The 20852-nt window shown below is 71.5% G+C and carries 20 protein-coding genes; 10 read left to right on the top strand and 10 right to left on the bottom strand.

The window, feature by feature from the left end; translation table 11 throughout:
* The first annotated feature begins 115 nt into the window (after positions 1 to 115).
* The 3 genes from BKA15_RS29440 (at position 116) to BKA15_RS29430 (ending at position 3040) form a co-directional block, all read left to right on the top strand.
* Positions 116 to 715, top strand: a complete 600-nt coding sequence (locus BKA15_RS29440; RefSeq protein ID WP_312879520.1) for a thiamine pyrophosphate-binding protein — start codon at positions 116 to 118, stop codon at positions 713 to 715.
* A gap of 2 nt (positions 716 to 717) precedes the next feature.
* Positions 718 to 1647 carry a transketolase family protein gene (locus BKA15_RS29435; protein ID WP_179757064.1) on the top strand — a complete coding sequence of 310 codons (930 nt, stop codon included), beginning with the start codon at positions 718 to 720 and terminating at the stop codon, positions 1645 to 1647.
* A 223-nt stretch (positions 1648 to 1870) separates the two neighbouring features.
* A complete protein-coding gene (locus tag BKA15_RS29430) occupies positions 1871 to 3040 on the top strand; it encodes a DUF2786 domain-containing protein (protein WP_179757062.1) in 1170 nt (389 codons plus the stop codon).
* Here the strand turns inward: BKA15_RS29430 and BKA15_RS29425 are convergent.
* Together BKA15_RS29425 and BKA15_RS29420 are read right to left on the bottom strand one after the other, a co-directional pair.
* Positions 2992 to 3567, bottom strand: coding sequence for a GNAT family N-acetyltransferase (locus tag BKA15_RS29425; protein ID WP_179757060.1), 576 nt, complete (start codon positions 3565 to 3567; stop codon positions 2992 to 2994). The genes BKA15_RS29430 and BKA15_RS29425 overlap by 49 nt on opposite strands.
* Before the next feature lie 133 nt (positions 3568 to 3700).
* The gene (locus BKA15_RS29420; protein ID WP_179757058.1) at positions 3701 to 4942 is read right to left on the bottom strand and encodes an NAD(P)/FAD-dependent oxidoreductase; all 1242 of its coding nucleotides are present in this window, start codon (positions 4940 to 4942) and stop codon (positions 3701 to 3703) included.
* A 110-nt stretch (positions 4943 to 5052) separates the two neighbouring features.
* On the opposite strand from BKA15_RS29420, the gene BKA15_RS29415 reads away from it, so the two are divergent.
* The gene (locus BKA15_RS29415) at positions 5053 to 5520 is read left to right on the top strand and encodes an Lrp/AsnC family transcriptional regulator (protein WP_179757056.1); all 468 of its coding nucleotides are present in this window, start codon (positions 5053 to 5055) and stop codon (positions 5518 to 5520) included.
* Here BKA15_RS29415 and BKA15_RS29410 read toward each other — a convergent pair whose 3' ends face one another.
* The 3 genes from BKA15_RS29410 to BKA15_RS29400 form a co-directional block, all read right to left on the bottom strand.
* Entirely contained in the window at positions 5521 to 6129 is a 609-nt protein-coding gene (locus tag BKA15_RS29410) for a methyltransferase (protein ID WP_179757054.1), read from the bottom strand.
* Positions 6126 to 8279 (bottom strand): glycogen debranching protein GlgX, encoded by a 2154-nt coding sequence (gene glgX / locus BKA15_RS29405; protein WP_179757046.1) that lies wholly within the window; start codon positions 8277 to 8279, stop codon positions 6126 to 6128. The genes BKA15_RS29410 and glgX overlap by 4 nt, the downstream gene beginning before the upstream one ends.
* A 137-nt stretch (positions 8280 to 8416) precedes the next feature.
* Positions 8417 to 10027, bottom strand: a complete 1611-nt coding sequence (locus tag BKA15_RS29400; RefSeq protein ID WP_179757044.1) for a carboxylesterase/lipase family protein — start codon at positions 10025 to 10027, stop codon at positions 8417 to 8419.
* Between the two features lie 138 nt (positions 10028 to 10165).
* On the opposite strand from BKA15_RS29400, the gene BKA15_RS29395 reads away from it, so the two are divergent.
* From BKA15_RS29395 to BKA15_RS29385, 3 genes are all read left to right on the top strand, one after another.
* Positions 10166 to 11530 (top strand): DNA polymerase IV, encoded by a 1365-nt coding sequence (locus BKA15_RS29395; RefSeq protein ID WP_179757042.1) that lies wholly within the window; start codon positions 10166 to 10168, stop codon positions 11528 to 11530.
* 72 nt (positions 11531 to 11602) lie between these two features.
* Positions 11603 to 12001 carry a DUF503 domain-containing protein gene (locus tag BKA15_RS29390; RefSeq protein WP_246322447.1) on the top strand — a complete coding sequence of 133 codons (399 nt, stop codon included), beginning with the start codon at positions 11603 to 11605 and terminating at the stop codon, positions 11999 to 12001.
* A gap of 138 nt (positions 12002 to 12139) precedes the next feature.
* Positions 12140 to 12919 (top strand): glycosyltransferase family A protein, encoded by a 780-nt coding sequence (locus BKA15_RS29385; protein ID WP_179757040.1) that lies wholly within the window; start codon positions 12140 to 12142, stop codon positions 12917 to 12919.
* A 198-nt stretch (positions 12920 to 13117) separates the two neighbouring features.
* On the opposite strand, the gene BKA15_RS29380 is transcribed toward BKA15_RS29385, so the two are convergent.
* Both BKA15_RS29380 and BKA15_RS29375 read right to left on the bottom strand, forming a co-directional pair.
* Positions 13118 to 14602 carry a CoA-acylating methylmalonate-semialdehyde dehydrogenase gene (locus tag BKA15_RS29380; protein ID WP_179757038.1) on the bottom strand — a complete coding sequence of 495 codons (1485 nt, stop codon included), beginning with the start codon at positions 14600 to 14602 and terminating at the stop codon, positions 13118 to 13120.
* A 206-nt stretch (positions 14603 to 14808) separates the two neighbouring features.
* The gene (locus BKA15_RS29375; RefSeq protein ID WP_218871625.1) at positions 14809 to 16416 is read right to left on the bottom strand and encodes a carboxylesterase/lipase family protein; all 1608 of its coding nucleotides are present in this window, start codon (positions 16414 to 16416) and stop codon (positions 14809 to 14811) included.
* A 174-nt stretch (positions 16417 to 16590) separates the two neighbouring features.
* On the opposite strand from BKA15_RS29375, the gene BKA15_RS29370 reads away from it, so the two are divergent.
* Positions 16591 to 16965 (top strand): hypothetical protein, encoded by a 375-nt coding sequence (locus BKA15_RS29370; RefSeq protein WP_179757036.1) that lies wholly within the window; start codon positions 16591 to 16593, stop codon positions 16963 to 16965.
* A 3-nt stretch (positions 16966 to 16968) separates the two neighbouring features.
* Here the strand turns inward: BKA15_RS29370 and BKA15_RS29365 are convergent, their stop codons facing one another.
* Both BKA15_RS29365 and BKA15_RS29360 read right to left on the bottom strand, forming a co-directional pair.
* Positions 16969 to 18519, bottom strand: coding sequence for a hypothetical protein (locus BKA15_RS29365; protein WP_179757034.1), 1551 nt, complete (start codon positions 18517 to 18519; stop codon positions 16969 to 16971).
* Positions 18501 to 19307 carry an Fpg/Nei family DNA glycosylase gene (locus tag BKA15_RS29360; protein ID WP_179757032.1) on the bottom strand — a complete coding sequence of 269 codons (807 nt, stop codon included), beginning with the start codon at positions 19305 to 19307 and terminating at the stop codon, positions 18501 to 18503. The genes BKA15_RS29365 and BKA15_RS29360 overlap by 19 nt, the downstream gene beginning before the upstream one ends.
* Before the next feature lie 62 nt (positions 19308 to 19369).
* Between BKA15_RS29360 and BKA15_RS29355 the strand changes: the two genes are divergently transcribed.
* Positions 19370 to 19573: a hypothetical protein gene (locus BKA15_RS29355; protein WP_179757030.1), complete on the top strand. Its 204-nt coding sequence runs from the start codon at positions 19370 to 19372 to the stop codon at positions 19571 to 19573.
* Here the strand turns inward: BKA15_RS29355 and BKA15_RS29350 are convergent.
* The gene (locus tag BKA15_RS29350; RefSeq protein WP_179757028.1) at positions 19536 to 19997 is read right to left on the bottom strand and encodes a ribose-5-phosphate isomerase; all 462 of its coding nucleotides are present in this window, start codon (positions 19995 to 19997) and stop codon (positions 19536 to 19538) included. The genes BKA15_RS29355 and BKA15_RS29350 overlap by 38 nt on opposite strands.
* Positions 19998 to 20089: 92 nt before the next feature.
* Between BKA15_RS29350 and BKA15_RS29345 the strand changes: the two genes are divergently transcribed.
* On the top strand, positions 20090 to 20851 hold the full coding sequence (locus BKA15_RS29345; protein WP_179757026.1) for a hypothetical protein: 762 nt from the start codon (positions 20090 to 20092) through the stop codon (positions 20849 to 20851).
* The last annotated feature ends 1 nt before the right edge of the window (position 20852 follow it).

Here is a 20852-nt window from a genome sequence, read left to right as displayed (position 1 = left end):
CTCTGGATCGGGCATGTAGGGTCCTTCCCTTGTGTGTAAGTGACTCCCGACGTTTGCGAGAGTCAGGAACGGCTAGAGACTTGTAGGTCTTGTTGGTACGTTCCTGGCGCTCGACGTGCTCTGGGTGCTGTACGACCGCGTCCTGAACATCACGCCGGAGACCGTCGACCGTCCTGACCGGGACAGATTCCTGCTCTCCAAGGGACATGGGCCGATGGCCTACTACGCGGTGCTGGCCGCGAAGGGCTTCATCGAGGAGAAGGTGCTGCCGACGTTCGGCGGTTACGACTCGCCGCTCGGGCACCACCCCGACCGATTGCTGATCCCCGGGGTGGAGATCTCCAGCGGGTCGCTCGGGCACGGGCTGCCGATCGCGGTCGGGCTCGCTCTCGGCCTGCGGGCCCGGCCGCCAGGCCCCGGCCAGCGACCGCGGGTGATCACGTTGATCGGCGACGCCGAGTTCGACGAGGGCTCCAACAGCGAGGCCGTCGTCTATGCCGGCGCGACCGGACTGGACGGCCTCACCGTCGTCGTGGTGGACAACCACTCCGCCAGCCACGGCTGGCGCGGCGGCATCGCGTGCCGGTTCGCCGCCGAGGGCTGGCGTACCCACGAGGTGTCCGGACGTGATCATGAAGCACTCGCCGCCGCGTTCGCCGGCACCGCGCCGGACCGGCCCACCGTGGTCGTCGCCGACGTCGAACCGAAGGGATGATCATGACCAGCACCGCCGCCACCGCGCCCCGCGCCGCCACCTCTGCCGCGAACCTGCGGGACCAGTTCGTGATCACCACGAGCGAGTTGATCAGGACGGATCCGGACGTGGCCGTCGTCCTGGCCGAGATCACCGCGGCCCAGTTCGGCCCGGTCGCCGCCGAACATCCCGAGCGGGTGATCAACGTCGGGATCCGCGAACAGCTGCTGGTCAGCGCCGGCGCCGGGCTCGCCCTGGCCGGGCTGAAGCCGATCGTGCACAGCTTCGGCGCGTTCGTGATCGAGCGGGCCTGGGAGCAGGTCAAGCTCGACTTCGGGCACCAGGATCTCGACGGCGTACTGGTCGGCGCGTACGGCTCGTACGACTGGCCCGCCGGCGGCCGGACGCATCAGGCACCCGGCGACGTCGCACTGCTGGACACGCTGCGCGACTGGACGATCCACGTCCCGGGCCATCCGGCCGAGTTGGACCGGCAGCTCCGCCGGTCCGTCCGCGGCGGCGGCCGGGCCTACATCCGGGTCGGCGACGGCCAGAACCCAGAGCCTCATCTCGAGGACGGCCTGGTCCCGATCCGGCGCGGCCGCCGCGGCACGATCGTCGCGGTCGGCCCGACCCTGCACAAGACCCTGGCCGCCGTCGCGGACCTCGACGTCACCGTGCTCTACGCGTCGACCGTACGGCCGTTCGACGGCGCCACCCTGCGCCGCACCCTGGCCGCGCCGAACGTGATCATGGTCGAGCCCTACCTGGCCGGCACGTCCGCCGCCGAGATCGCCCGGGTGCTCGCGGACCTGCCGCACCGGCAGCTCGGGATCGGCGTCGGCGATCCCGACCAGCACCGATACGGCGAACCGGCGGACCATGATCGACTGCACGGCCTCGACCCGGCCGGGATCCGGATTTCGATCGACCGCTTTCTGGAATGGTCCTGAGCGCCGTACCGACTGTCGGACCGGACCGTTAACCTGCCTCGGGTGAGTCGCAACAGTCAGGCGAAACGTGCCGCCCGGGCCAAGCAGCGGGCCCGGCAGCGCGCCCAGGACCGGACCCAGACCCGGTCCCGCGAGCGGTCCGGCACGGACTGGACCACGTCCTCCGGCGAACCTCCGCGGGAAACTCCGCGCGAGCGGGCGTACAAACCTGCTGCGTGCCATCTTGGTCAAGCCGCCGGCGGAGATCGTGCGCGGGTTGACGGCGTTGCCGACGACCGAGGTGTACGGTGCGGCCGGCGACTTCCTGATCGCCTGCGTGCGCGAGGTGTACGGGTCCGGCTGGCAACCGGCCGAACTGGTCCGGCAGGCCCGGCTGAACGGCGACGCCTCGACGGGTGACCTGTGCCGCTGGGCGATGGCGGCCGAGCGCGCCGAGCCTGGGCTGGCCGGGGCCGACCCGCGCTGGGCCCGGCAGTTCGAGGAGACCGTGCCGTTGCTGGACAGCGCCGACCGCTGGGTCGAGCACTGGGCCCGGTGGCGCAGGTTCCCGGATCCCGACAACGTCGAGCTGCTGGTCCGGCTGGTCGGCATCCTCTACCAGACCCCGCCGATCCCGCTGCTGATCTTGCCGCCGGCGGGGATCCCGACCAGGACCCGGGTGATCGGCATGGAGCAGGCCGCGGCGAGCCCGATCCTGATCAAGGTGCGAGGTCTGCTGGCCAAGGCGGAGTCGACCGAGCACGAGGCGGAAGCCGCGGCCTTCACGGCCAAGGCTCACGAGCTGATGACCCGGCACGCGATCGACCTGGCCACGGTGCAGCAGGCCGAGCACGGCGATCCCGGCCGACCCGGCGTGATCCGGATCCCGGTCGACCCGCCCTATCCCGACGCCAAGGGCCTGCTGCTGCAGACGGTGGCCGAGCAGACCCGCTGCAAGACGATGTACTTCGACGACCTGCGGATGTCGTCGGTCGTCGGCTACCCGACCGACCTGGAAGCGGTGGAGCTGTTGTTCACCTCGCTGCTGGTCCAGGTGCAGCACGCCCTCGCCCAGGCCTCGGCCGGGGCGCCGCCCGGGTCGCGACCCCGCTCGGTCGGCTTTCGGTCCGCGTTCCTGCTGGGCTTCACCGGGCGGATCCGCGAGCGGCTCGCCGAGGTGAACCGGCTCGCGTACGCCGACGACGCGGCGGGCACGTTCCTCCCGGTGCTCCGGTCGCAGGAGGAGCGGATCGACGCGTTCATCGAAGCCGAGTTCGGGAGGAGAGTCCACGCGGTCCCGGGTCCGCGGTGGCTACGACTCGCTCGGCTACCAGCACGGCGTGCTGGCCGGCGACGCCGCGCAACTCACGGCAGGCGTCGTCCGAAGCTGATGGGTGGCCGGTCGATTCGGTAGAGGTGGTGCAGCGGTGGGTCGGCCGGGTTGTCCGGCTCGAGATCACCGGAGCCGATCCGGGTCAGACCGGCCCGCTCCAGGGCCCGCCAGGACGCGCGGTTGCCGGCCACGACGGGGACGATGATCGCCGGCGCGTCCGGGTGATCGGTCCAGGTCCGCTCGACCAGGACCATGATCATCTTCGCGCCGAGACCGCGGCCGGTCAGTTCGGGCTCGCCGATCAGGTAGTCGATCGTCACCGCGCCCGGCGGCACCTCGACGTGCTCCGCCAACTCGGCGCGGTAGTCGGGATAGTCGTCCAGCCGGGACCGCTGCACGAGCCCGAACGGGCGGTCGCCGAGGAGCGCGATCAGATCCTCCCCCGCCTCCTCGCCCCGCAACCCCGGCCCGAAGTCCCGCTCGACGCCCGCCGGGGTCGGATCGTGGTTCCACCAGCGAGCGACGTACGGCTGCGCGAGCCAGCCACCGAGCAGCGGGAAGTCGTCGCGAGTCACTCGCCGGAACGTGATCGCGACCTGTCGGCCCATTCCCCGACCCTAGTCCGCCACCCCGACGCCGCATCCGCGACCGCTCCTCGTACCCGCGACCGTTGCAACAGTCGCGCATGCGAACAACGGTCGCGAACGCGAACGGGCGGGGTTGGGCGGCGGGCAGGCGGGGTCAGCGGAGGGGGTTGAAGGGGCGCAATGCTTCCGGGACGGTGCCGGTGGTGATCTGGTCGGCGAGCAGGCGGCCGGTGGCCGGGCCCAGCACGATGCCCCACATGCCGTGACCGCCGGCGACGTAGACGCCGGGCAGCCGGGTGGCGCCGATGAGCGGCAGGCCGTCGGTGGTCACCGGGCGGGAGCCGACCCATTCGTCCGACCGCCGATCCAGGTCGAGGCCGGGCAGCAGGTCGCGGACCGAGTTCACGATCGCGTTGATCCGGCGCGGCTGCAGCGGCTCGTCCGGACCCCGGAACTCCATCGTGCCGGCGATCCGGAACCGCCCCTGGTACGGCGTGCAGGCGACCCGCCGGGCCGGGAAGTAGACCGGATGATCGATCGCCCCGGACACGGTGAAGGAGTAGCCGCGACCAGCCTGCACCGGCGTCCGGACGCCGAGCGGCCGGGCCAGTTCGGGCAGCCAGGCACCGGTGGCGAGCACGGCGACGTCGGCCGCCTCGGTCCGCCCGTTGCCGAGATCGACCCTCACGCCGGCACCGGGCACCTGCTCCACGTCCCGTACCGTCTCACCGGTGATGATCTTGGCGCCGCGATCCCGAACCGCGTCGGCCAGGCTCTCCACGAACGGGCCGGGCTCGATGATCCGCTGGCCGCCTAGCGCGTACGCGTACGGAAGGTCCGCCACCTGCGGCACCAGCTCCTGCGTGCTGTCGAGCCGGCGCAGCGGGACCTGCTGGCCGGCAGCCTCGACGCCGGCCAGTTCGTGCCGGAAGGCGCGGGCCTGCCGCACCGACTCGAAGGCGACCAGGAAGTCGATCTCGCGGGAGCGCGCCGCGACGCCGCCGGCCCGCAGTTCGTCGTACGCATCGAGGGCGAGTCGGTCGATCGGGGTCAGGTCGGCCATGGTCCGGCGCCAGGTCCGCGCGGTCGCGTGCCCGATGAAGCGGAGCAGGAACCGCCACAGGCGCGGCTGCAGCCGGACCGGGATGTGCAGGGCGGCGTTCGGGTCGAGCAGGGCGCGCGGCGCGTACGTCCACAGGCTCGGCTCCGCCAGCGGCATCGCCAGCCCCGGGGTCAGCCAGCCAGCGTTGCCCCAGGACGAGCCGGCCGCGACCCCGGTCCGGTCGATCACGGTGACGTCGATGCCGCGTCGCTGCAGGTGCCAGGCGGTGGCGAGGCCGACCATTCCGGCGCCGATCACCAGCGCGGTCCGGGGCCTCGAAGCGTGACTGTTCACGCCGCGATCGTGGCCATCCCAACACCTGAAGACAATGACCTCCGAATATTGTTCGGCTACGGACCGCCCCGCGCGACGAATCGTCCGAGCAGGTTCATCGAGGAGACCAGATGCCGAACGACCGACAACCGGCCCGGCTGGACCGGATCGACGAACAGATCCTGGCCGAACTGCGCGCCGACGCCCGGCTGCCGATCAAGCTGATCGCCGACCGGGTCGGGGTCGCCCCGTCGACCGCGCACGCCCGGCTGCACCGGCTGATCGAGACCGGCGTGATCACCGGCTTCCGCACCGAGATCAACCAGACGGCCGCCGGCCGGGGCCTGCAGGCGATGATCGCGATCCGGCTGAAGGCGAACGCCCGCGGCGACCTGACCACGTTCGGCCGCTACCTGGTGTCGCTGCCCGAGGTGGAGCGGGTCTACTTCGTCACCGGTGATCAGGACTTCCTGGCCCACGTCGCCGTGGCCGACTCCGAACAGCTGCGCACCCTGGTCGCCAGCACGCTGAGCACCCGACCGGAGATCGCCAGCACCAACACGAGCGTGATCTTCGACTCGCTCGACCCGTACCACTGATCAGTCGGTGCTGAGGGCGGCCGGTTCGTCGGCCCGGGTGAGCCGGAAGACCACGTACGGGATCCGGTGCGTACCCCGGGTGATCGATCGCTGGGTGGCGATCGACCGGTGCAACCGGTGCTCGGTGATCAACTCGAGCAGGTCGGCAAGATCATCTCGCATCTCCGTGTGCAGCAGCACCCGGCCGCGCTCGGCCAGATGATCATCGAGACCGCCGAAGAACGCCGTCAGGACCCGGGAATCCGCGTCGTCGGCGTCGATGATGATCACGTCGAACCGCCCCTCGACCGAGTCGAAGCCGTCGCTGCGCAGCACCGTGATCCGTTCCGCGACCCGGTTCCGGACCGCATTGCTGCGCGCCGCGGCCACCGCCCGCGGCACCAGGTCGACCGCGACAACGGTGGGCGACTTCCGCGCGGCGAGCACCGCGTTGACGCCACTGCCGGTGCCGAAGTCGAGCACCCGGTCGGTCTCGGTGACCTCGTCCAGCACGGCCGAGGCGAGCAGGTCGGAGACGCGGGTGATCGGCTTCACGCCGGGCGGCACGACGATCCGTACGTCCAGCTGAACGAAGATCGACTCCGTCGCCTCCCCCGACAGCTCGGTCATGCGTCCGGCTCGCCGCCTGCCGGCGACTCCGGCTCGAGCGGGCTGGACAGCACGACCACCGAGTGCGCCTCGACCGGGTGCGTCGAGCCGGGCTGCCAGACCGGCGCCGCGTCCGGCTCGGCGAACCCGCTGCTGCTGTCCAGCTGGACCGTCCACGCCGCGCCGTACGCGTCGCCGGGGAGGACGAAGTCGATCGGCTCCGAGTGCGCGTTGAACAGCAGCAGGAAGCGGTCGTCGGTGACCGGCCGGCCCATCGTGTCCGGCTCCGGGATCGCGTCGCCGTTGAGGAACACCATCAGGCTGCGCGCGAAGCCGGCGTTCCAGTCCGCGTCGTCCATCGGGTGCCCGTCCGGCTTCAGCCAGCTGATCTCGCCCGGTTCGGCGCCGTCGGCCGCGCTGGCGCCGCCGGCCAGGAACCGCCGCCGCCGGAACACCGGGTGCGCCTTGCGCAGCGCGATCAGTCCGGCGGTGAAGTCGAGCAGGTCGCGCTGCTCGTCGGTCAGTCCCCAGTCGATCCAGGACACCGGGTTGTCCTGGGCGTACACGTTGTTGTTGCCGCCCTGGCTGCGGCCCAGTTCGTCGCCGTGCGCGATCATCGGCACGCCCTGGCTGAGCAGCAGCGTGGTGAGGAAGTTGCGCTGCTGCCGTACCCGCAACTGATTGATCTTCGGGTCGTCGGTCTCCCCCTCGACCCCACAGTTCCAGGACCGGTTGTGGCTCTCGCCGTCGCGGCCGTCCTCGCCGTTGGCCTCGTTGTGCTTCTCGTTGTACGACACGAGATCGCGCAACGTAAAGCCGTCGTGCGCGGTGATGAAGTTGATCGACGCGGTGGGCCGCCGGTCGGAGTGGTTGTAGAGATCACTCGACCCGGTCAGCCTGGAGGCGAACTCGGCCATCGTCGCCGGCTGGCCGCGCCAGAAGTCGCGCACGGTGTCACGGTACTTTCCGTTCCACTCCGACCACAACGGCGGGAAGTTGCCGACCTGGTAACCGCCGTCGCCGAGATCCCACGGCTCGGCGATCAACTTCACCTGGGAGATCACCGGGTCCTGCTGGATGATGTCGAAGAACGCCGACAGCTTGTCCACCTCGTGGAACTGCCGGGCCAGCGTCGCGGCAAGATCGAATCGGAAGCCGTCGACGTGCATCTCGAGCACCCAGTAGCGCAGCGAGTCCATGATCAACTGCAGGACGTGCGGGCTGCGCATCAGCAGGCTGTTGCCGGTCCCGGTGGTGTCGTAGTAGTGCGCCTTGTCCTCGTCGACGAGCCGGTAGTAGGCGGCGTTGTCGATCCCGCGGAAACCGATCGTCGGACCGCGCTCGTTCCCTTCCGCCGTGTGGTTGTAGACGACGTCCAAGATCACTTCGATGCCGGCGTCGTGCAGCGACCGGACCATATTCTTGAACTCGCCGACCTGCTGGCCGAGCTGCCCGGTGCTGGCGTACGCGTTGTGCGGGGCCAGGAAGCCGATCGTGTTGTAGCCCCAGTAGTTGGACAAGCCGCGCTCGACCAGGTGGCTGTCGTTGACGAACTGGTGCACCGGCATCAGCTCGAGCGCGTTCACACCGAGCTTCTGCAGGTGCTCGATGGTGGCCGGGTGGCCGACGCCGGCGTAGGTGCCGCGGATCGCCTCGGGCACGTCCGGGTGGGTCATGGTGAGGCCCTTGACGTGCGCCTCGTACAAGATCGTTTCGTGGTACGGCAGCGCCGGCGGCCGGTCGTGGCCCCAGTCGAAATAGGGGTTGATCACCACCGACAGCATCGTGTGGCCGAGCGAGTCGTCGTCATTGAACTGCTCCGGGTCCGCGAACCGGTAGGAGTAGAGCGACTCGTCGCCGTCCGGCTGCCCCTCGATCGCCTTCGCGTACGGGTCCAGCAGCAGCTTGGCCGGATTGCAGCGGTGGCCGGCGGCCGGATCGTACGGGCCGTAGACCCGGTACCCGTACCGCTGGCCGGGCTCGACCCCGGGCAGGTAGACGTGCCAGATCGCGCCGTCGACCTCGGTGATCTCGATCCGGGTCTCGGCGCCCTCGTCGTCGATCAGGCAGAGCTCGACCCGGTCAGCGATCTCGGAGAAGACCGAGAAACTGACCCCGCTGCCGTCGTAGGTCGCCCCCAGCGGATACGGCTGTCCCGGCCACGTCTCCATCCATGTCCTCCCCTGGCCTCCCGCCCCGCGCCGGCTGGCGGCGGGGCGGCCCATTCTCGCGGCTGGCGGCCGATCATGCACGGCCGGGTCCGCGGCGCCGGACACTCCTGACCGGCGCCGCCGAGCGTCGGGCCTGGTCAGAGGCCGTCCCAGAACCCGCAGTTGTGCTCCCGGTGCAGATCCACCGGCCGGACACCGCCGGCGCCCGGGGCGAGGGCCTGGACCCGGGTGTCGCCCGGCCGCACCTTCGACCAGACCGGCAGGCCGGGCCGGTTCGGGTCGCCGGTCCGGGCGAACGTGGTCCAGTAGTCGATCATCCGGTCCGACAGCCGGCGCTGCCCGGCGGTCAGCGGCCGGCCGGCGTACGCGCCGGAGAAGAGGTACTGCAGTTCGCCGGCGTGGAAGGCGCCGGTGGGATAGTCGGGAGCGTCCGTACCGCCGAGCCAGGGGGCGTTCCGGTCCGCGAACTCGAACGCGTAGGTGGGGCCGCGACGGGCCAGCAGGTCGTTGGTCCGCACGGCCGGGCAGGCCCAGGCCCAGTCGGTCAGCACGGCCGACATCGCCGCGCCGGTGGAGCCGCCGAAGTCCCCCAGCGGATACTCGCGCAGCACTCGGTCGGTCTGCTCGGCGTCCAGGCGGAGGAACTGGCGCAGCGTCGGGCCGTACGCCTGCGGCGGCACCGGTCCGCCGGTCATCAGTTCCATCCCGACCTGGAACGTCACGTGCTCGTCGCGGGTGGTCCCGTGCAGCACCGGCACGGCGGCGGCGCGGCCGGCGGCCAGCAACCGGGCCGGGTCCTCCGGGATCACCGGGTTGCCGCCGAAGGAGGGGCCGTGGCCGTGCTCACCGGCGTCGGCGGCGAGCAGCTCGGCGACCGACTTCGACCGCAGGCAGGCCTCGGCGGTCGCCGGATCGGCACAGCCGGCCTTCGCCGCGACGGCCAGCGCGATCTCCTCCGCGCCGGCCCGCGGCTTGGCCCGCCAGGTGTCGCCGTACGGCCAGTTCAGCGTGCACGGGCCGCTCTGCATGATCACCCGCTCGAACAGCCCGCGGGAACCCGGTGCGGTGAGATGCGCGCAGCTGACCTGGGCGCCGGCCGACTCGCCGAAGATCGTCACGTTCTTCGGGTCGCCGCCGAACGCACCGGCGTTGCGCCGGACCCAGCGGAGCGCCGCCTGCTGGTCCTCGACGCCGAGGTTGCCGGCGTCCTGACCGGCTCCGGCGAGCGACGGGTGGGCCAGGAAGCCGAACACGTTGAGCCGGTAGTTCAGCGTGACCACCATCACGTCGCCGCGCGCGGCCAGCCGTTCGGCACCGTAGATCGAGCCGGAGCCCCACTGGAATCCGCCGCCGTGCAGCCAGACCATCACCGGCACCGGCCGCCGGGCCGACGCGTGCCGCGGAGTCGTCACGTTCAGGTAGAGGCAGTCCTCGGCGTCGCTCGGCGGGTCGCCGATGAAGTCGCCGGCCTGGGCGCAGGCGGCGCCCGGCCGGGTGGCGTCCCGGATTCCGGCCCAGTCGGCCGCTGGTTCGGGGGTACGCCAGCGCCGGTCACCGACCGGCGGCGTCGCGTACGGGATGCCCTGGTAGACCTCGACGCCGTCGGCCGAGATGCCCCGGACCAGGCCGTTCTCGGTGCGGGCGACGGCCCGCCCGCCCGGCGGTCCGGCGGTGGCAGGGGCTGTCGCCCCCAGGACAGTGAGCAAGATCACGGCGACCACCAGGATCGCTCGCAGCGCAGACTTCATCGGGTTCTCCTCCGGGCTTCGTACGGGACCGTTTCATCGTCCTGGCGGGGCTCGGGCCGGCGACAACCGGCGATCCCCCGGAACGGTGCTGGGGATCGCCCCACCCGGCTGTCGGTGGCGTCGGCAAGGATGGTCTCCGTGCGAGCCGAGGCCTCCGTGTTGCACCTCGACCTGGATGCGTTCTTCGCCTCGGTCGAGCAGCGCGACAAACCGTCGCTGCGCGGCAAGCCGGTGATCGTCGGCGGCACCGGCCAGCGCGGCGTCGTGTCGACGGCCTCCTACGAGGCCCGGCGGTACGGGGTGCGATCCGCCATGCCCACCCACGAGGCCCGGCGGCGCTGCCCGCACGCGGCGTTCCTGTCCGGGCGGTTCGACGCGTACCGCGACGCCAGCCGGCAGGTGATGGCCCTGCTGCACCGGCTGTCGCCGCTGGTGGAGCCGCTGTCCCTGGACGAGGCGTTCGTCGACCTGGCAGCCGCCGAGCCCGCGGTCGGGCTGGACCGGCCCGCCCTGATCGATCTGGTCGGGTCGATCAAGGCCGAGCTGGCCGAGGTCACCGGCGGTCTGACCTGCTCGGTCGGCATCGCCAGCTCCAAGTTCATGGCGAAGGTCGCGACCGAGCTGGACAAGCCGGACGGACTGTTCATCGTCGAGCCGGGCAGCGAGGTGGAACTGCTCCGGCCGATGCAGGTGACGGTGATCCCCGGGGTGGGCCCGGTGACCGCCGAGAAGCTGCGCAGGATCGGCGTCAACACCGTCGCCGATCTGCAGGCGATCCCGCCGGACGAACTGGTCCGCGAGGTCGGGCGGGCGCACGGCCAGGGGCTGCTCGCGCTGGCGTACGCGCGGGACGACCGGGCCGTCGAGCCGGAACGGGAGGCGAAGTCGATCTCGGTCGAGGACACGTTCGCCACCGACCTGGTCGACCATGATCGACTCGGCGAGATCCTGGACGGCCATGCGGCCCAGGTGGGCCGCCGGCTGCGCGCGGCCGGCCTGTTCGCGCGCACCGTGACGATCAAGGTGCGGCAGCACGACTTCGCCACCAACACCAGGGCCCGGACGCTGTCCGGCGCCACCGACCGGACCGAGACGATCACCGCCGTCGCGCGCAGCCTGCTGGCCCAGATCGACACCAGCAATGGGATCCGGCTGCTCGGCGTCGGCGTGGCCGGCCTCACCGACGTGGTCCAGGAGGACCTGTTCGGCGAGGACCTCGAGGCGGTCCCGGACCCGGCGCCGGCCGATGATCATGAGCCCGCGGAGCCGCCGGCACCGGACACCGCCGGGGCCCGGCCGCGGCACGGCACCGGCTGGCATCCGGGCCAGGACGTCCACCACGATGATCATGGTCCGGGCTGGGTCTGGGGTGCCGGTCTGGGCCGGGTGACGGTCCGGTTCGAGACCCGGGACACCCCGCCGGGCCCGGTCCGGACGTTCGCCGTCGACGACCCCGCACTGCACCCCGGCCGGGCGCCCGGCGATCAGGTCACAGCGCGATAGCGATTAGCGGCCGGTTGGGACGGACGTCGAAAAGATTCCGCGGATTGCCCTAGGGTTCACCCATGGCCGATCATGCGAAACGGCTGCTCGGGGCAGCCGATCATCCTCGCCCCACGGCTGCGGGAACCCCGCCGGCTCGCGCGCCCCGGCGCCGTCGCCTGTCCGGGTCCCGCTGAGATGTGGGTCGGCTCGATCGAGTTCGACCTGCTCCTCGGTGAGGTCGGGTCGCTGAAGGAGAAGCGCTCCCTGGTTCGGCCGCTGATCGCCGAGCTCCGGCGTACCTATCAGCTCAGTGTCGCGGAGGTCGGACACCTCGACCTGCACCGCCGCGCGGGCATCGGAATCGCCGCCGCGTCCGGGGATCACGCCCATCTGATCCAGATCCTGGACGCCGTCGAACGCAGCGTCGCGGCCCGCCCGGAGTCGGAGCTGCTGTCCGCTCGCAGGATCATCCGGAACACCGACGACTGACCGATCTCGGCGCGGGAAGCTTGCGGACCAGCCCATAGGTGCGACAGTCTCACCCCTGGACCAACCCGAGTAGAATGAGCCCCTCACGGAAAGAAGGCTTTGCGGTCAGCTATGAAGCTCTCTTTTTGTACGACCTGCATGGGCAGGGCGCACCATCTCAAGGAGACCCTGCCCAAAAACCTGCGGGACAGCGTCGACTGGTCACGTCCGAATGACGTCGAATTCGTCGTCCTGGACTACAGCTCGCCCGACGACCTGGCCGAATGGATCACCACCGACGAGCGGCTGAAGCCGTACCGCGACGCGGGGATCCTGAAGTTCGCCCGGTGCGAGGGCCAGACGTACTTCCGCCACTCCCACGCCAAGAACATGGCTCATTCGCTGGCCAGCGGCGATGTCGTCTGCAACGTCGACGCGGACAACTTCGTCGGGTTCGGGTTCGCGCAGTACCTGCGGGCGGTCTTCTCCCGGCGGCCCAACTCGATCGTGGCGTCCAACCGGCTCGACTACCGGCTCAACGCCGGCGTGCACAAGGGCTGCATGGGCCGGATCGCGCTGTCCAAGGAAAACTTCATCATGCTCGGCGGGTACGACGAGAGCGACCGGTTCCGCGGCTGGTCCGGTGAGGACTCGGACCTGGTGATCCGGGCCGTGCGGAAGTTCCTCCGCCCGGTGATGCTGCGCGACCGCCGGTTCCTGCGCGTGCTGCAGCACAGCGACCTGGAGCGGATCAAGCACACCGACTACGCCGACACCGAGGACGAGCTGGCCAAGATCGAGTCGCTGGACGGCTCGAACATGCGCCCGATCCTGCGCTACGTCGTCGACCGCGCCGTCGCTCCCCGGGTGGCCAACCGAGGCCGCCCGATCGGCGCCGGCTCCGTCGCCTGGTACAGCGACCTGCGCCGCTCCGCCTGACCCACTCCGCGGCGCGCAGCAGCGGGAGACCCACCGGCACCCGGGCCAGCCCAGCTCAGATCCGCGACCACGGCCAGCCCAAATCAAATCCGCGACCGTTCCTCGCATACGCGACCGTTGCAAGAGTCGCGGATGCGTACAACGGTCGCGGATAGCAGCCGCGACCGTTGCAACAGTCGCGGATGGCGGTGGCGCGGGTCAGTGGGTGGGGAAGCCCAGGTTGACTTGAGTCTCCGAGGGGTCGGGCCAGCGGGTGGTGACGACCTTCCGGCGGGTGTAGAAGTTGAAGCTCTCCGGACCGTAGATGTGGGTGTCGCCGAACAGGGAGCGCTTCCAGCCGCCGAAAGAGAACGTACCGACCGGAACCGGGATCGGGACGTTGACGCCGACCATGCCGACCTCGACGTCGAACTCGAACGAGCGGGCCGTCTTGCCGTCGCGGGTGAAGATCGCCACACCGTTGGCGTACTGGCACTCGTTGACCAGCCGCACCGCATCGTCGTAGCTGTCCACCCGGACCACGGAGAGCACCGGGCCGAAGATCTCCTCGTCGTAGACCTTCATGCCGGGCTTCACCTGGTCGATCAGGCTGACGCCGAGGAAGAAGCCGTCCCCGTCGAACTGCTGCTCGCGCCCGTCGACGACCACTGTGGCTCCCTCGGCGGCGGCGCCCGCGACATAGGAGGCAACCCGGTCCCGGGCCTGCTCGGTGATCAGCGGGCCCATCTCCGAGGCCGGGTCGGTGCCGTCGCCGATCCGGAGCTTGGCGATCCGCTCCGCGACCAGGTCGACCAGCGGGTCCGCGATGTCGCCGACGGTGACCAGCACCGACACGGCCATGCAGCGCTCCCCGGCCGAGCCGTAGGCCGCCGACACCGCGGCGTCCGCGGCGGCCGGCAGGTCGGCGTCCGGCATCACGACCATGTGGTTCTTCGCCCCACCGAGCGCCTGCACCCGCTTGCCCGCCTCAGCCGCGCGACGGTAGATCGTCTCGGCGATCGGGGTCGAGCCGACGAAGCTGACGGCGGCAATCCCGGGATGGTCGAGGATCGCGGACACGGTCTCGGCATCCCCGTTGATCACGTTCAGTACGCCGGCCGGCAGCCCGGCCTCGGTGAACCGCTCGGCGATCCACAGCGAGGCGGACGGGTCCCGCTCGCTCGGCTTCAAGATCACCGTGTTGCCGCAGGCGATCGCGCCGGTGATCATCCAGAGCGGCACCATGGCCGGGAAGTTGAACGGGGTGACGCAGGCGACCACGCCGACCGGCTGGCGCACCTGGTGTACGTCGACGCCGCGGGACACCTGCTCGGCGTACTCGCCCTTCAACAGGTGCGGCAGACCGGCGCAGAAGTCCACGTTCTCCAGGCCGCGGCTGATCTCGCCGGCCGCGTCGGCGAGCACCTTGCCGTGCTCGGCGGTGATGATCGCGGCCAGTTCGTCGCCGCGTTCCTTGATCAACTGCCGGAGCCGGAACATCACCTCGGCCCGGCGGGCCAGCGGCGTCGCGCGCCAGCCCGGCAGGGCCGCGGCAGCCACCTCGACCGCGGCACTCAGTTCGGCGGCGGAGGCCAGGGCGACCTCACCGCTCTGCTGCCCGGTCGCCGGATTGAACACCGGCCCGACCCGGTCCCCACCCGTGATGATCTTGCCGTCGAGAAAATGTCCGATCCGCTTACCCATGGGCCCAGCCTAAGCCTGGATCACGGCTCAGAGTTCGGCGCGGTCGAGGTGGGTGTCGGCGACCGGACGGCTGTGGTGGAAGACGGCGTCCGCCACGTCATGCAGCACGTAGGCGGCCGGGTGTCGGGCTCCTCGAAACCGACATCGACTGTGTCGAACGTCGGAGAGCCGGACGTTGCCGCAGCAGTCGAGGTGTTGTCCACGGGTCACCGCTCCTGGCGCTCGATCGCTGCCCAGAAGGCACAGCGGTGATCATCGGCGAAGGCGACCGGCCGGATCGCCTCGGTGGACAGGCCGAGCACCGTGGACCGGGGCCCGAACGCCGGCCACTGGGGCGCTCCGGGCGAGGCGGGGCGGCCGCGGTGGGCGAACGCCGTCCAGTAGTCGATCATGGTGTCGCTGAGCCTGGCCTGGGCCGTGGTCGGGTCCGGGTAGCCGGCCTGCGGCATGCGCAACGTCCACAGGAAGGGCAGGTCCCAGCCGTGCGTGGCGCCCATCGGCTGGCCGCCCGCCATCAGGCCGGAGTCCTCGGCGAACTCGTAGGCGTACACCCGGCTGTACCGGGACGCCGTCCGGGCCGTGATCATCCCGGGGCAGGCGTAGGTCCGATCGGTCTGTACGGTCGCGAGCGCGATCACCGGGCTCGGGGATTCCGCGGCCGGGTAGGTCTCCCGGACGGCGTCGGCGTCGTCGCCGAACACGGCCCGCAGCTCCGCCGCGTACCCCTCTGCGGTGAGGTTCGGGTAGCCGGTCAGGACGAACGACCGGCTCTCGTCGCGGGTCGTTCCCAGCAGCAGGTCCACCCCGGCGGCGGAGCCGCGGCGGAGCGCGGCGATCGGCTGCTCGGGCAGGTACGTCGTCCCGGCCACCGGGCCCCAGCGTTCCGGCCGGCGCGCGGCCGGCACCCCGAAGTCGGGCAGCAGGGCGGCCAGGTCTGCGACGGGAAGGGCGCGCAGGCAGCCGGCTGGATCCGCCGCGCCGGCACAGCCGACCTCGGCCAGCGCGGTCTCGCCGTTCCGGTCGGCTTCCGCCCGGCTGAGGAACGGGACGGCGCACGGGCCGCTCTGCAGGATCGCCCGTGCGAACAGGCCGCGAGCCGCCGGCGCCGCGAGGTGCGCGCAGGCGCTGCGCGCCCCGGCCGACTGTCCGGCCAGGGTGACCCGACCGGGGTCGCCGCCGAGGGCCGCCGCGTTGGTCCGGACCCAGCGCAACACCGCGTGCTGATCGAGCAGCCCGTAGTTCCCGGAGTCGACTCCCCCGGCATCCAGCGCCGGCGTCGCCAGGAACCCCAAGGCGCCGAGCCGGTAGTTGGCGGTGATCACGATCGCGTCGCCGCGGCTCGCCAGCCGGGTGGCGTCGTACTGGCCGGCCGCTCCGGTGATCATCCCGCCGCCGTGCAGCCACACGATCACCGGCAGCCGGCGGTGACCGGAGCGGCGTGGCACCACCGCGTCGAGATACAGGCAGTCCTCCTGGCCCGCGACCCGGACACCGCCGGCGTCGAAGCCGCCCGGCTGCGGGCAGCTCGGGCTCGGAGCCGTCGCGTCCCGGTTCCCGATCCACGGTTCGGGAGCGGCCGGCGGGGCGAATCTGCGGTCCCCGGTCGGCGGCGCCGCGTACGGGATCCCGGAGAAGACCGTCACCCCGGCACCGGCCGCGCCGCGGACCCAGCCCGAGTCGAGCCGGGCCGTGGCCCGCCCGGGGCGCGGCTGGGCCTGAGCGGGAGTGCCGGAGACGATCAGGGCGACGGCACACACGGCCGCAGCCACCGTTCGGATGATCATGGTGCGGACGAGTCGCGAGTGGGGCTGCATGCCGTCACCCTTCCCGAGAAGGCACCGGCTCCGCGTCCGCCCAGGCGCTGATCGTGCGTACGCAATCCGTGCAGGACAAGGACAATCCGCTACGTCCGCGAACGCAGTGCCGGAACTGGAAATACGCGCCACCGACGACGCGCCGGCCCTGGACGGCCGACGACGATCATGACCATGAACCTCAAGTCACTCTCCGCCAGCGCGCTGTTCCTCGCCGCGATCGGGATCTACGTGCAGATCGCCGACGGCAACCTGCCCGGCTACCCGGTCGTCGCGCCGGGCGTGATCGTGCTGCTGGTCGCCGCGGCACTGACCGCGTTCCTGCCGTTTCGCTGGTCGCCGGTCGCCGCCGTGCTGGCCGCGGCCTTCATGATCATCGGGCTGTTCGGCGCCGGGCAGGCGATCCGGTTGATCGAGGTCCGTGCGGTCGGCGACACGGTCGGGCTCTGGCTGCAGATGATCATGGTCGTGGCCGCCGGAGCGCTGGCCGTGCTGGCCATCGCCCGGCCGGCCGGTCCGCGCCCGGCTGCCGAGACCGCCGACCGGTAGCCGTCAGAGCTGCGCCAGGGCGAGCCAGGCCAGGGTCTCGGTCGAGGCGGTCTCGGCGACCTCGTCGAGCAGGATGCCGGCGGCCGCCTCGGCCAGCACCGAGGGCGGTGCGGCCCAGTCCCGCCCGACCGCTGCCGCGGCCTGCTCCTCGGCGAACCGGACCACGGCGATCAGGGCGGCCTGGTCGGTCGCGGCGAGGGCCGGCCGCGCCGGAGCCACCTCGCCGCTGCCCAGGTAGGGGCCCGCGGCCCGGAGCCGGGCCCGGAACGCCGGCGACGGCTGCTCCAGCGTGCGGTGGATCGCGGCCAGCAACTCCAGTTCGGCGATGCCGCGGCCGTCCAGCGGCAGGTCCGGCCGTCCCGGCACGGCGGCGGCCAGGGTGCCGGCGTGCTGAATGATCGGGGCGATCGCCTGGCCGCGGATCACCCGGGCCAGGCAGGCCTGGGTGACCGCGAAGCCGAGCCCCGGGTCGATCCGGTCACAGCGCAGCAGCCAGTCGACGGCCACCTCGAGCAGGTCCCGGGACCCGGTGCGGTGGTGCTCGATGCAGAGCAGGGTCGCGTCCAGCCCGGTCGCCGGGCCGTCGTCCAGCAGCGCGCCGACGATCAGCTCCAGCAGCTCCGCGGCGTCGTCCGGATCCGCTGCCGTACCGGCGCTGAGGGCGCGGTGCAGCAGAATCCCGTCCGCCGTCGTACCGGCCGGTCCGGCCGGAGCCGGCGCCGGGAAGTGCTGGATCCGTTCGGCGATCACCCACTCGGCGGCCGGTGCCCAGCCGAGGCTGAACCGTACCGTCCCGCGGGCGGACCGCTCCTCGATCGGGAACCGGGCCGCCCGGTCGGCCACGAGCTCGGTGATCTGGCCGGCCGGCCCGGGCAGCGTCCCGTCCACGCCGATCAGGTCGTCCGGCACGATCAGCGCCGCATCGGGGTCGCTGCGCAGGTCGATCGGTTCGCCGACGGTACGGACGGTCGGCCAGGGCACCACCCCGCGCCGGCGCTCCAGCAGCCGGGCCGCGTCGGCGTACCAGGTCCACTGCCAGGTGATCACGAAACCGGCGCCCGCGGGCAGCCGGAGCGGACCGGTGAGCAGGCCCGCATCGGTGATCTCCGCGATCGCGCCGGTGGTGAGCCGACCGGCCAGGATCGGGCCGCCGCCGTCACCGGGCCGGATCACCAGTTCGGCCTCCGCACCGGCGGCGATCGGGTGGCCGATCATCTGCTCGCCCACGGCCAGGTCGAGCCGCACCTGGTCGACGGCGAGCTCCTGCTGGGTGGCGTTGGCCAGCCGGATCCGCCAGCCCCAGCCGGCGGCGACGGTGTGCCGGACCGAGATTTCGAGCCCGTCGCCGGCGTCGAGCTCGAGGTCGACCTCGTCGGCGTCGCCGGCGATCCGGGTCAGCTCCGGCTGCCGGGCCCGGCCGCCGATGATCACCTCGCCGACGCCGCCACCGGAGAGGTAACGATGATCACCGGCGGTGGCCGCGACGATCCGGCCGGTCTGGTCGATCCGCAGCCGGCCCGGTGGCACGTCGAAGATCATCCGCGGCGCTGACATCGCCCACACCAGAACAGATTGCGCCCGGCCAGGACCTCGGTCCTGATCATGGAACCGCAGACCCAGCAAGGCATGCCGTTGCGGCGGTAGACGTACACCTCACCACCATGATCATCGACGCGCGGCGGGCGGCCCATCGCCTCCGGCAGGTGCTCGTCGCGCACGGTGTCGATCCGGTTGTCCGTCACGCCCTTGGGCATCAACAGCAACAGGTCGGACCAGATCGCCTGCCAGCTCCGCCGGGTCAGTTTGTTGCCGGGCCGGTGCGGGTGGATCCGGTTCCGGAACAACACCTCGGCGCGATACACATTGCCGACGCCGGACAGGATGGCCTGATCCATCAGCAGCGCGGCGATCGGCCGGGCGGACCGGTGGATCCGGCGCCAGGCCAGCTCCGGATCGGCGTCGTCGCGCAGCGGGTCGGGGCCCAGCCGCGCGACCAGGTCGGCCACCTCGGCACTGGTTCGGACGTCGCACTGCTGCGGGCCGCGAAGGTCGGCGACCAGGTCGGACGTGGCCAGCCGCACCCTGACCTCGCCCTGCGGCGGCCGCGGCGGCCCGAACTGGAGCGTGCCGATCAGGCCGAGATGGATGTGCAGCAGCCGGTCGCCGTCGAACTCGACGAACAGGTGCTTGCCGTGCGCCGCCGCACCGATCAGGTGGGTCCCGTCCAGCAGCGCGGCCGACTCGGCGAACCGGCCCTGCGGGCTGGTCACGGACAGCGTCCGACCGGCGAAGCCGGCCGTCACGTCCAGCGCCAGCCGATGCAGCGTGTGGCCTTCCGGCATTTCACGATCCTCGAACGAATGGTCTGTAGCTGAAGCCCCGCGGGCGGATTAGGCTGTCCACTATGACAGGTGCGGCCGCTCCGGCCCCGTTCATCATGCGCTCAATCCCGGACGTCGAGGTCCGAGACCTGGCCTATGTCGGTGAACTCACCCCGGAGGACGAACTCCTCGCCGAGTCGGTGCTGGCCGAGCTGCGGGCCAGAGCCGAGGGGCGCCGGCCGCAGCGCGTCATTCTTCCTCGCCCCGACGCTCCTCGTACGCGCTGATCTGCTGAATCCGCCGCGCGTGCCGCTCCTGCGCACTGAACGGCGTCGCCAGGAAGGTGCGGACCAGTTCGGTCGCGCCGTCCTGATCATGCATCCGGGCACCGATCGCGATCACGTTCGCGTCGTTGTGCTGGCGGGCCAGCTGCGCGGTCTCGACGTCGTACGCCAGCGCGGCGCGCACCCCGATCACCTTGTTGGCCGCGATCTGCTCGCCGTTGCCGGAGCCGCCGATCACCACGCCGAGCGATCCTTGATCGGCCACAACGCCAAGCGCAGCAGGAATGCAGAAGACCGGATAATCGTCGTCCGGGTCGAACACCCGCGGGCCATGATCAACGACGTCGTGGCCGTCGGCGCGCAGCACCGACGCCAGGTGGTTCTTCAGCTCATACCCCGCGTGGTCGCTGCCCATGTGTACGCGCATGGGAGAACTATCTCAAAGGTCCGATGAGCCTGGCACCAACGTCGGCCCAGCGTCTGATTGGGCGGGACGGGTTGCCCGGCTAGGGTCGGCGGGTGACTCTGAGCCGACGGGCGTTGCTGGGCTGCGCCGGACTCGCCGGACTGGCCGCTGCGGGCTGCACCGAGGAGGTCGGCCGGGAGCGGCCGGTCTGTGTCCGCGCGGGCGAGTTGACCGGCCACGAGGACCTGGACGGTGCGCCGCTGATCTACGAGATCGACGAGCGCGGCCGCAACTTCCGGTTCGACGACGCGTTCCACGCGCGGCTGCTCGACTGGCTCGGCTTCTTCACGGCCGAGACCGGGGTCGAGATCGACGAGATCAGGACCTACGGGAGCTGGACCGACGGCGAGCCGAACTGCTCCTCCTGGCACAACGCCGGGCGGTCGTTCGACCTGGCCAGGCTGCGGTCCGGCGGCCGGGACCTGATGTCGGCCCGGTACGACCTGTGGGGCGGGTCCGCGCCGGCCGCGCAGCTGCGTCGCTACTGGGCCACCGCCGCCAGCCTGCACCACCACTTCGCCGACGTGCTGACGTACCTCTTCGACGATCGGCACCGGAACCACCTGCACGTGGACAACGGCGTCACCGGCTCGAACCTGTCCACGTTCCGCGGCGGCGCCTCCCGGGTGCAGAACCACGCGGTGCAGGCGATCTGCACCCACGTCTGGGGCCAGCCGGTGCCGATCGACGGCGACTGGGCCGAGCCGACCCGGTCTGCCGTGACCAGGATCACGTCCGACCTCGCCATCGGCGGCGACCTGACCGACGAGGCGACGTGGCGGGAGTTCCTGCGCGCGAGCACGGCCCGGTTTTGAT

Origin of the sequence: Microlunatus parietis, from assembly GCF_013407955.1 — a bacterium.
Lineage (GTDB): Bacteria > Actinomycetota > Actinomycetes > Propionibacteriales > Propionibacteriaceae > Microlunatus > Microlunatus parietis.
Note: the sequence above shows the minus strand (reverse complement) of the source record. Positions and strands in the feature narration are given on the sequence as shown.

Bases quoted from the DNA above. Each gene is read 5' to 3' on its own strand.
- BKA15_RS29390 (WP_246322447.1), top strand. From the start codon at position 11,603: ATGCGAAACGGCTGCTCGGGGCAGCCGATCATCCTCGCCCCACGGCTG.
- BKA15_RS29435 (WP_179757064.1), top strand. From the start codon at position 718: ATGACCAGCACCGCCGCCACCGCGCCCCGCGCCGCCACCTCTGCCGCG.
- BKA15_RS29350 (WP_179757028.1), bottom strand. From the start codon at position 19,997: ATGCGCGTACACATGGGCAGCGACCACGCGGGGTATGAGCTGAAGAAC.
- BKA15_RS29400 (WP_179757044.1), bottom strand. From the start codon at position 10,027: ATGAAGTCTGCGCTGCGAGCGATCCTGGTGGTCGCCGTGATCTTGCTC.
- BKA15_RS29360 (WP_179757032.1), bottom strand. From the start codon at position 19,307: ATGCCGGAAGGCCACACGCTGCATCGGCTGGCGCTGGACGTGACGGCC.
- BKA15_RS29380 (WP_179757038.1), bottom strand. From the start codon at position 14,602: ATGGGTAAGCGGATCGGACATTTTCTCGACGGCAAGATCATCACGGGT.
- BKA15_RS29425 (WP_179757060.1), bottom strand. From the start codon at position 3,567: ATGGGCCGACAGGTCGCGATCACGTTCCGGCGAGTGACTCGCGACGAC.
- BKA15_RS29375 (WP_218871625.1), bottom strand. From the start codon at position 16,416: ATGCAGCCCCACTCGCGACTCGTCCGCACCATGATCATCCGAACGGTG.
- BKA15_RS29370 (WP_179757036.1), top strand. From the start codon at position 16,591: ATGAACCTCAAGTCACTCTCCGCCAGCGCGCTGTTCCTCGCCGCGATC.
- BKA15_RS29355 (WP_179757030.1), top strand. From the start codon at position 19,370: ATGACAGGTGCGGCCGCTCCGGCCCCGTTCATCATGCGCTCAATCCCG.
- BKA15_RS29415 (WP_179757056.1), top strand. From the start codon at position 5,053: ATGCCGAACGACCGACAACCGGCCCGGCTGGACCGGATCGACGAACAG.
- BKA15_RS29385 (WP_179757040.1), top strand. From the start codon at position 12,140: ATGGGCAGGGCGCACCATCTCAAGGAGACCCTGCCCAAAAACCTGCGG.
- BKA15_RS29410 (WP_179757054.1), bottom strand. From the start codon at position 6,129: ATGACCGAGCTGTCGGGGGAGGCGACGGAGTCGATCTTCGTTCAGCTG.
- BKA15_RS29365 (WP_179757034.1), bottom strand. From the start codon at position 18,519: ATGTCAGCGCCGCGGATGATCTTCGACGTGCCACCGGGCCGGCTGCGG.
- glgX (WP_179757046.1), bottom strand. From the start codon at position 8,279: ATGGAGACGTGGCCGGGACAGCCGTATCCGCTGGGGGCGACCTACGAC.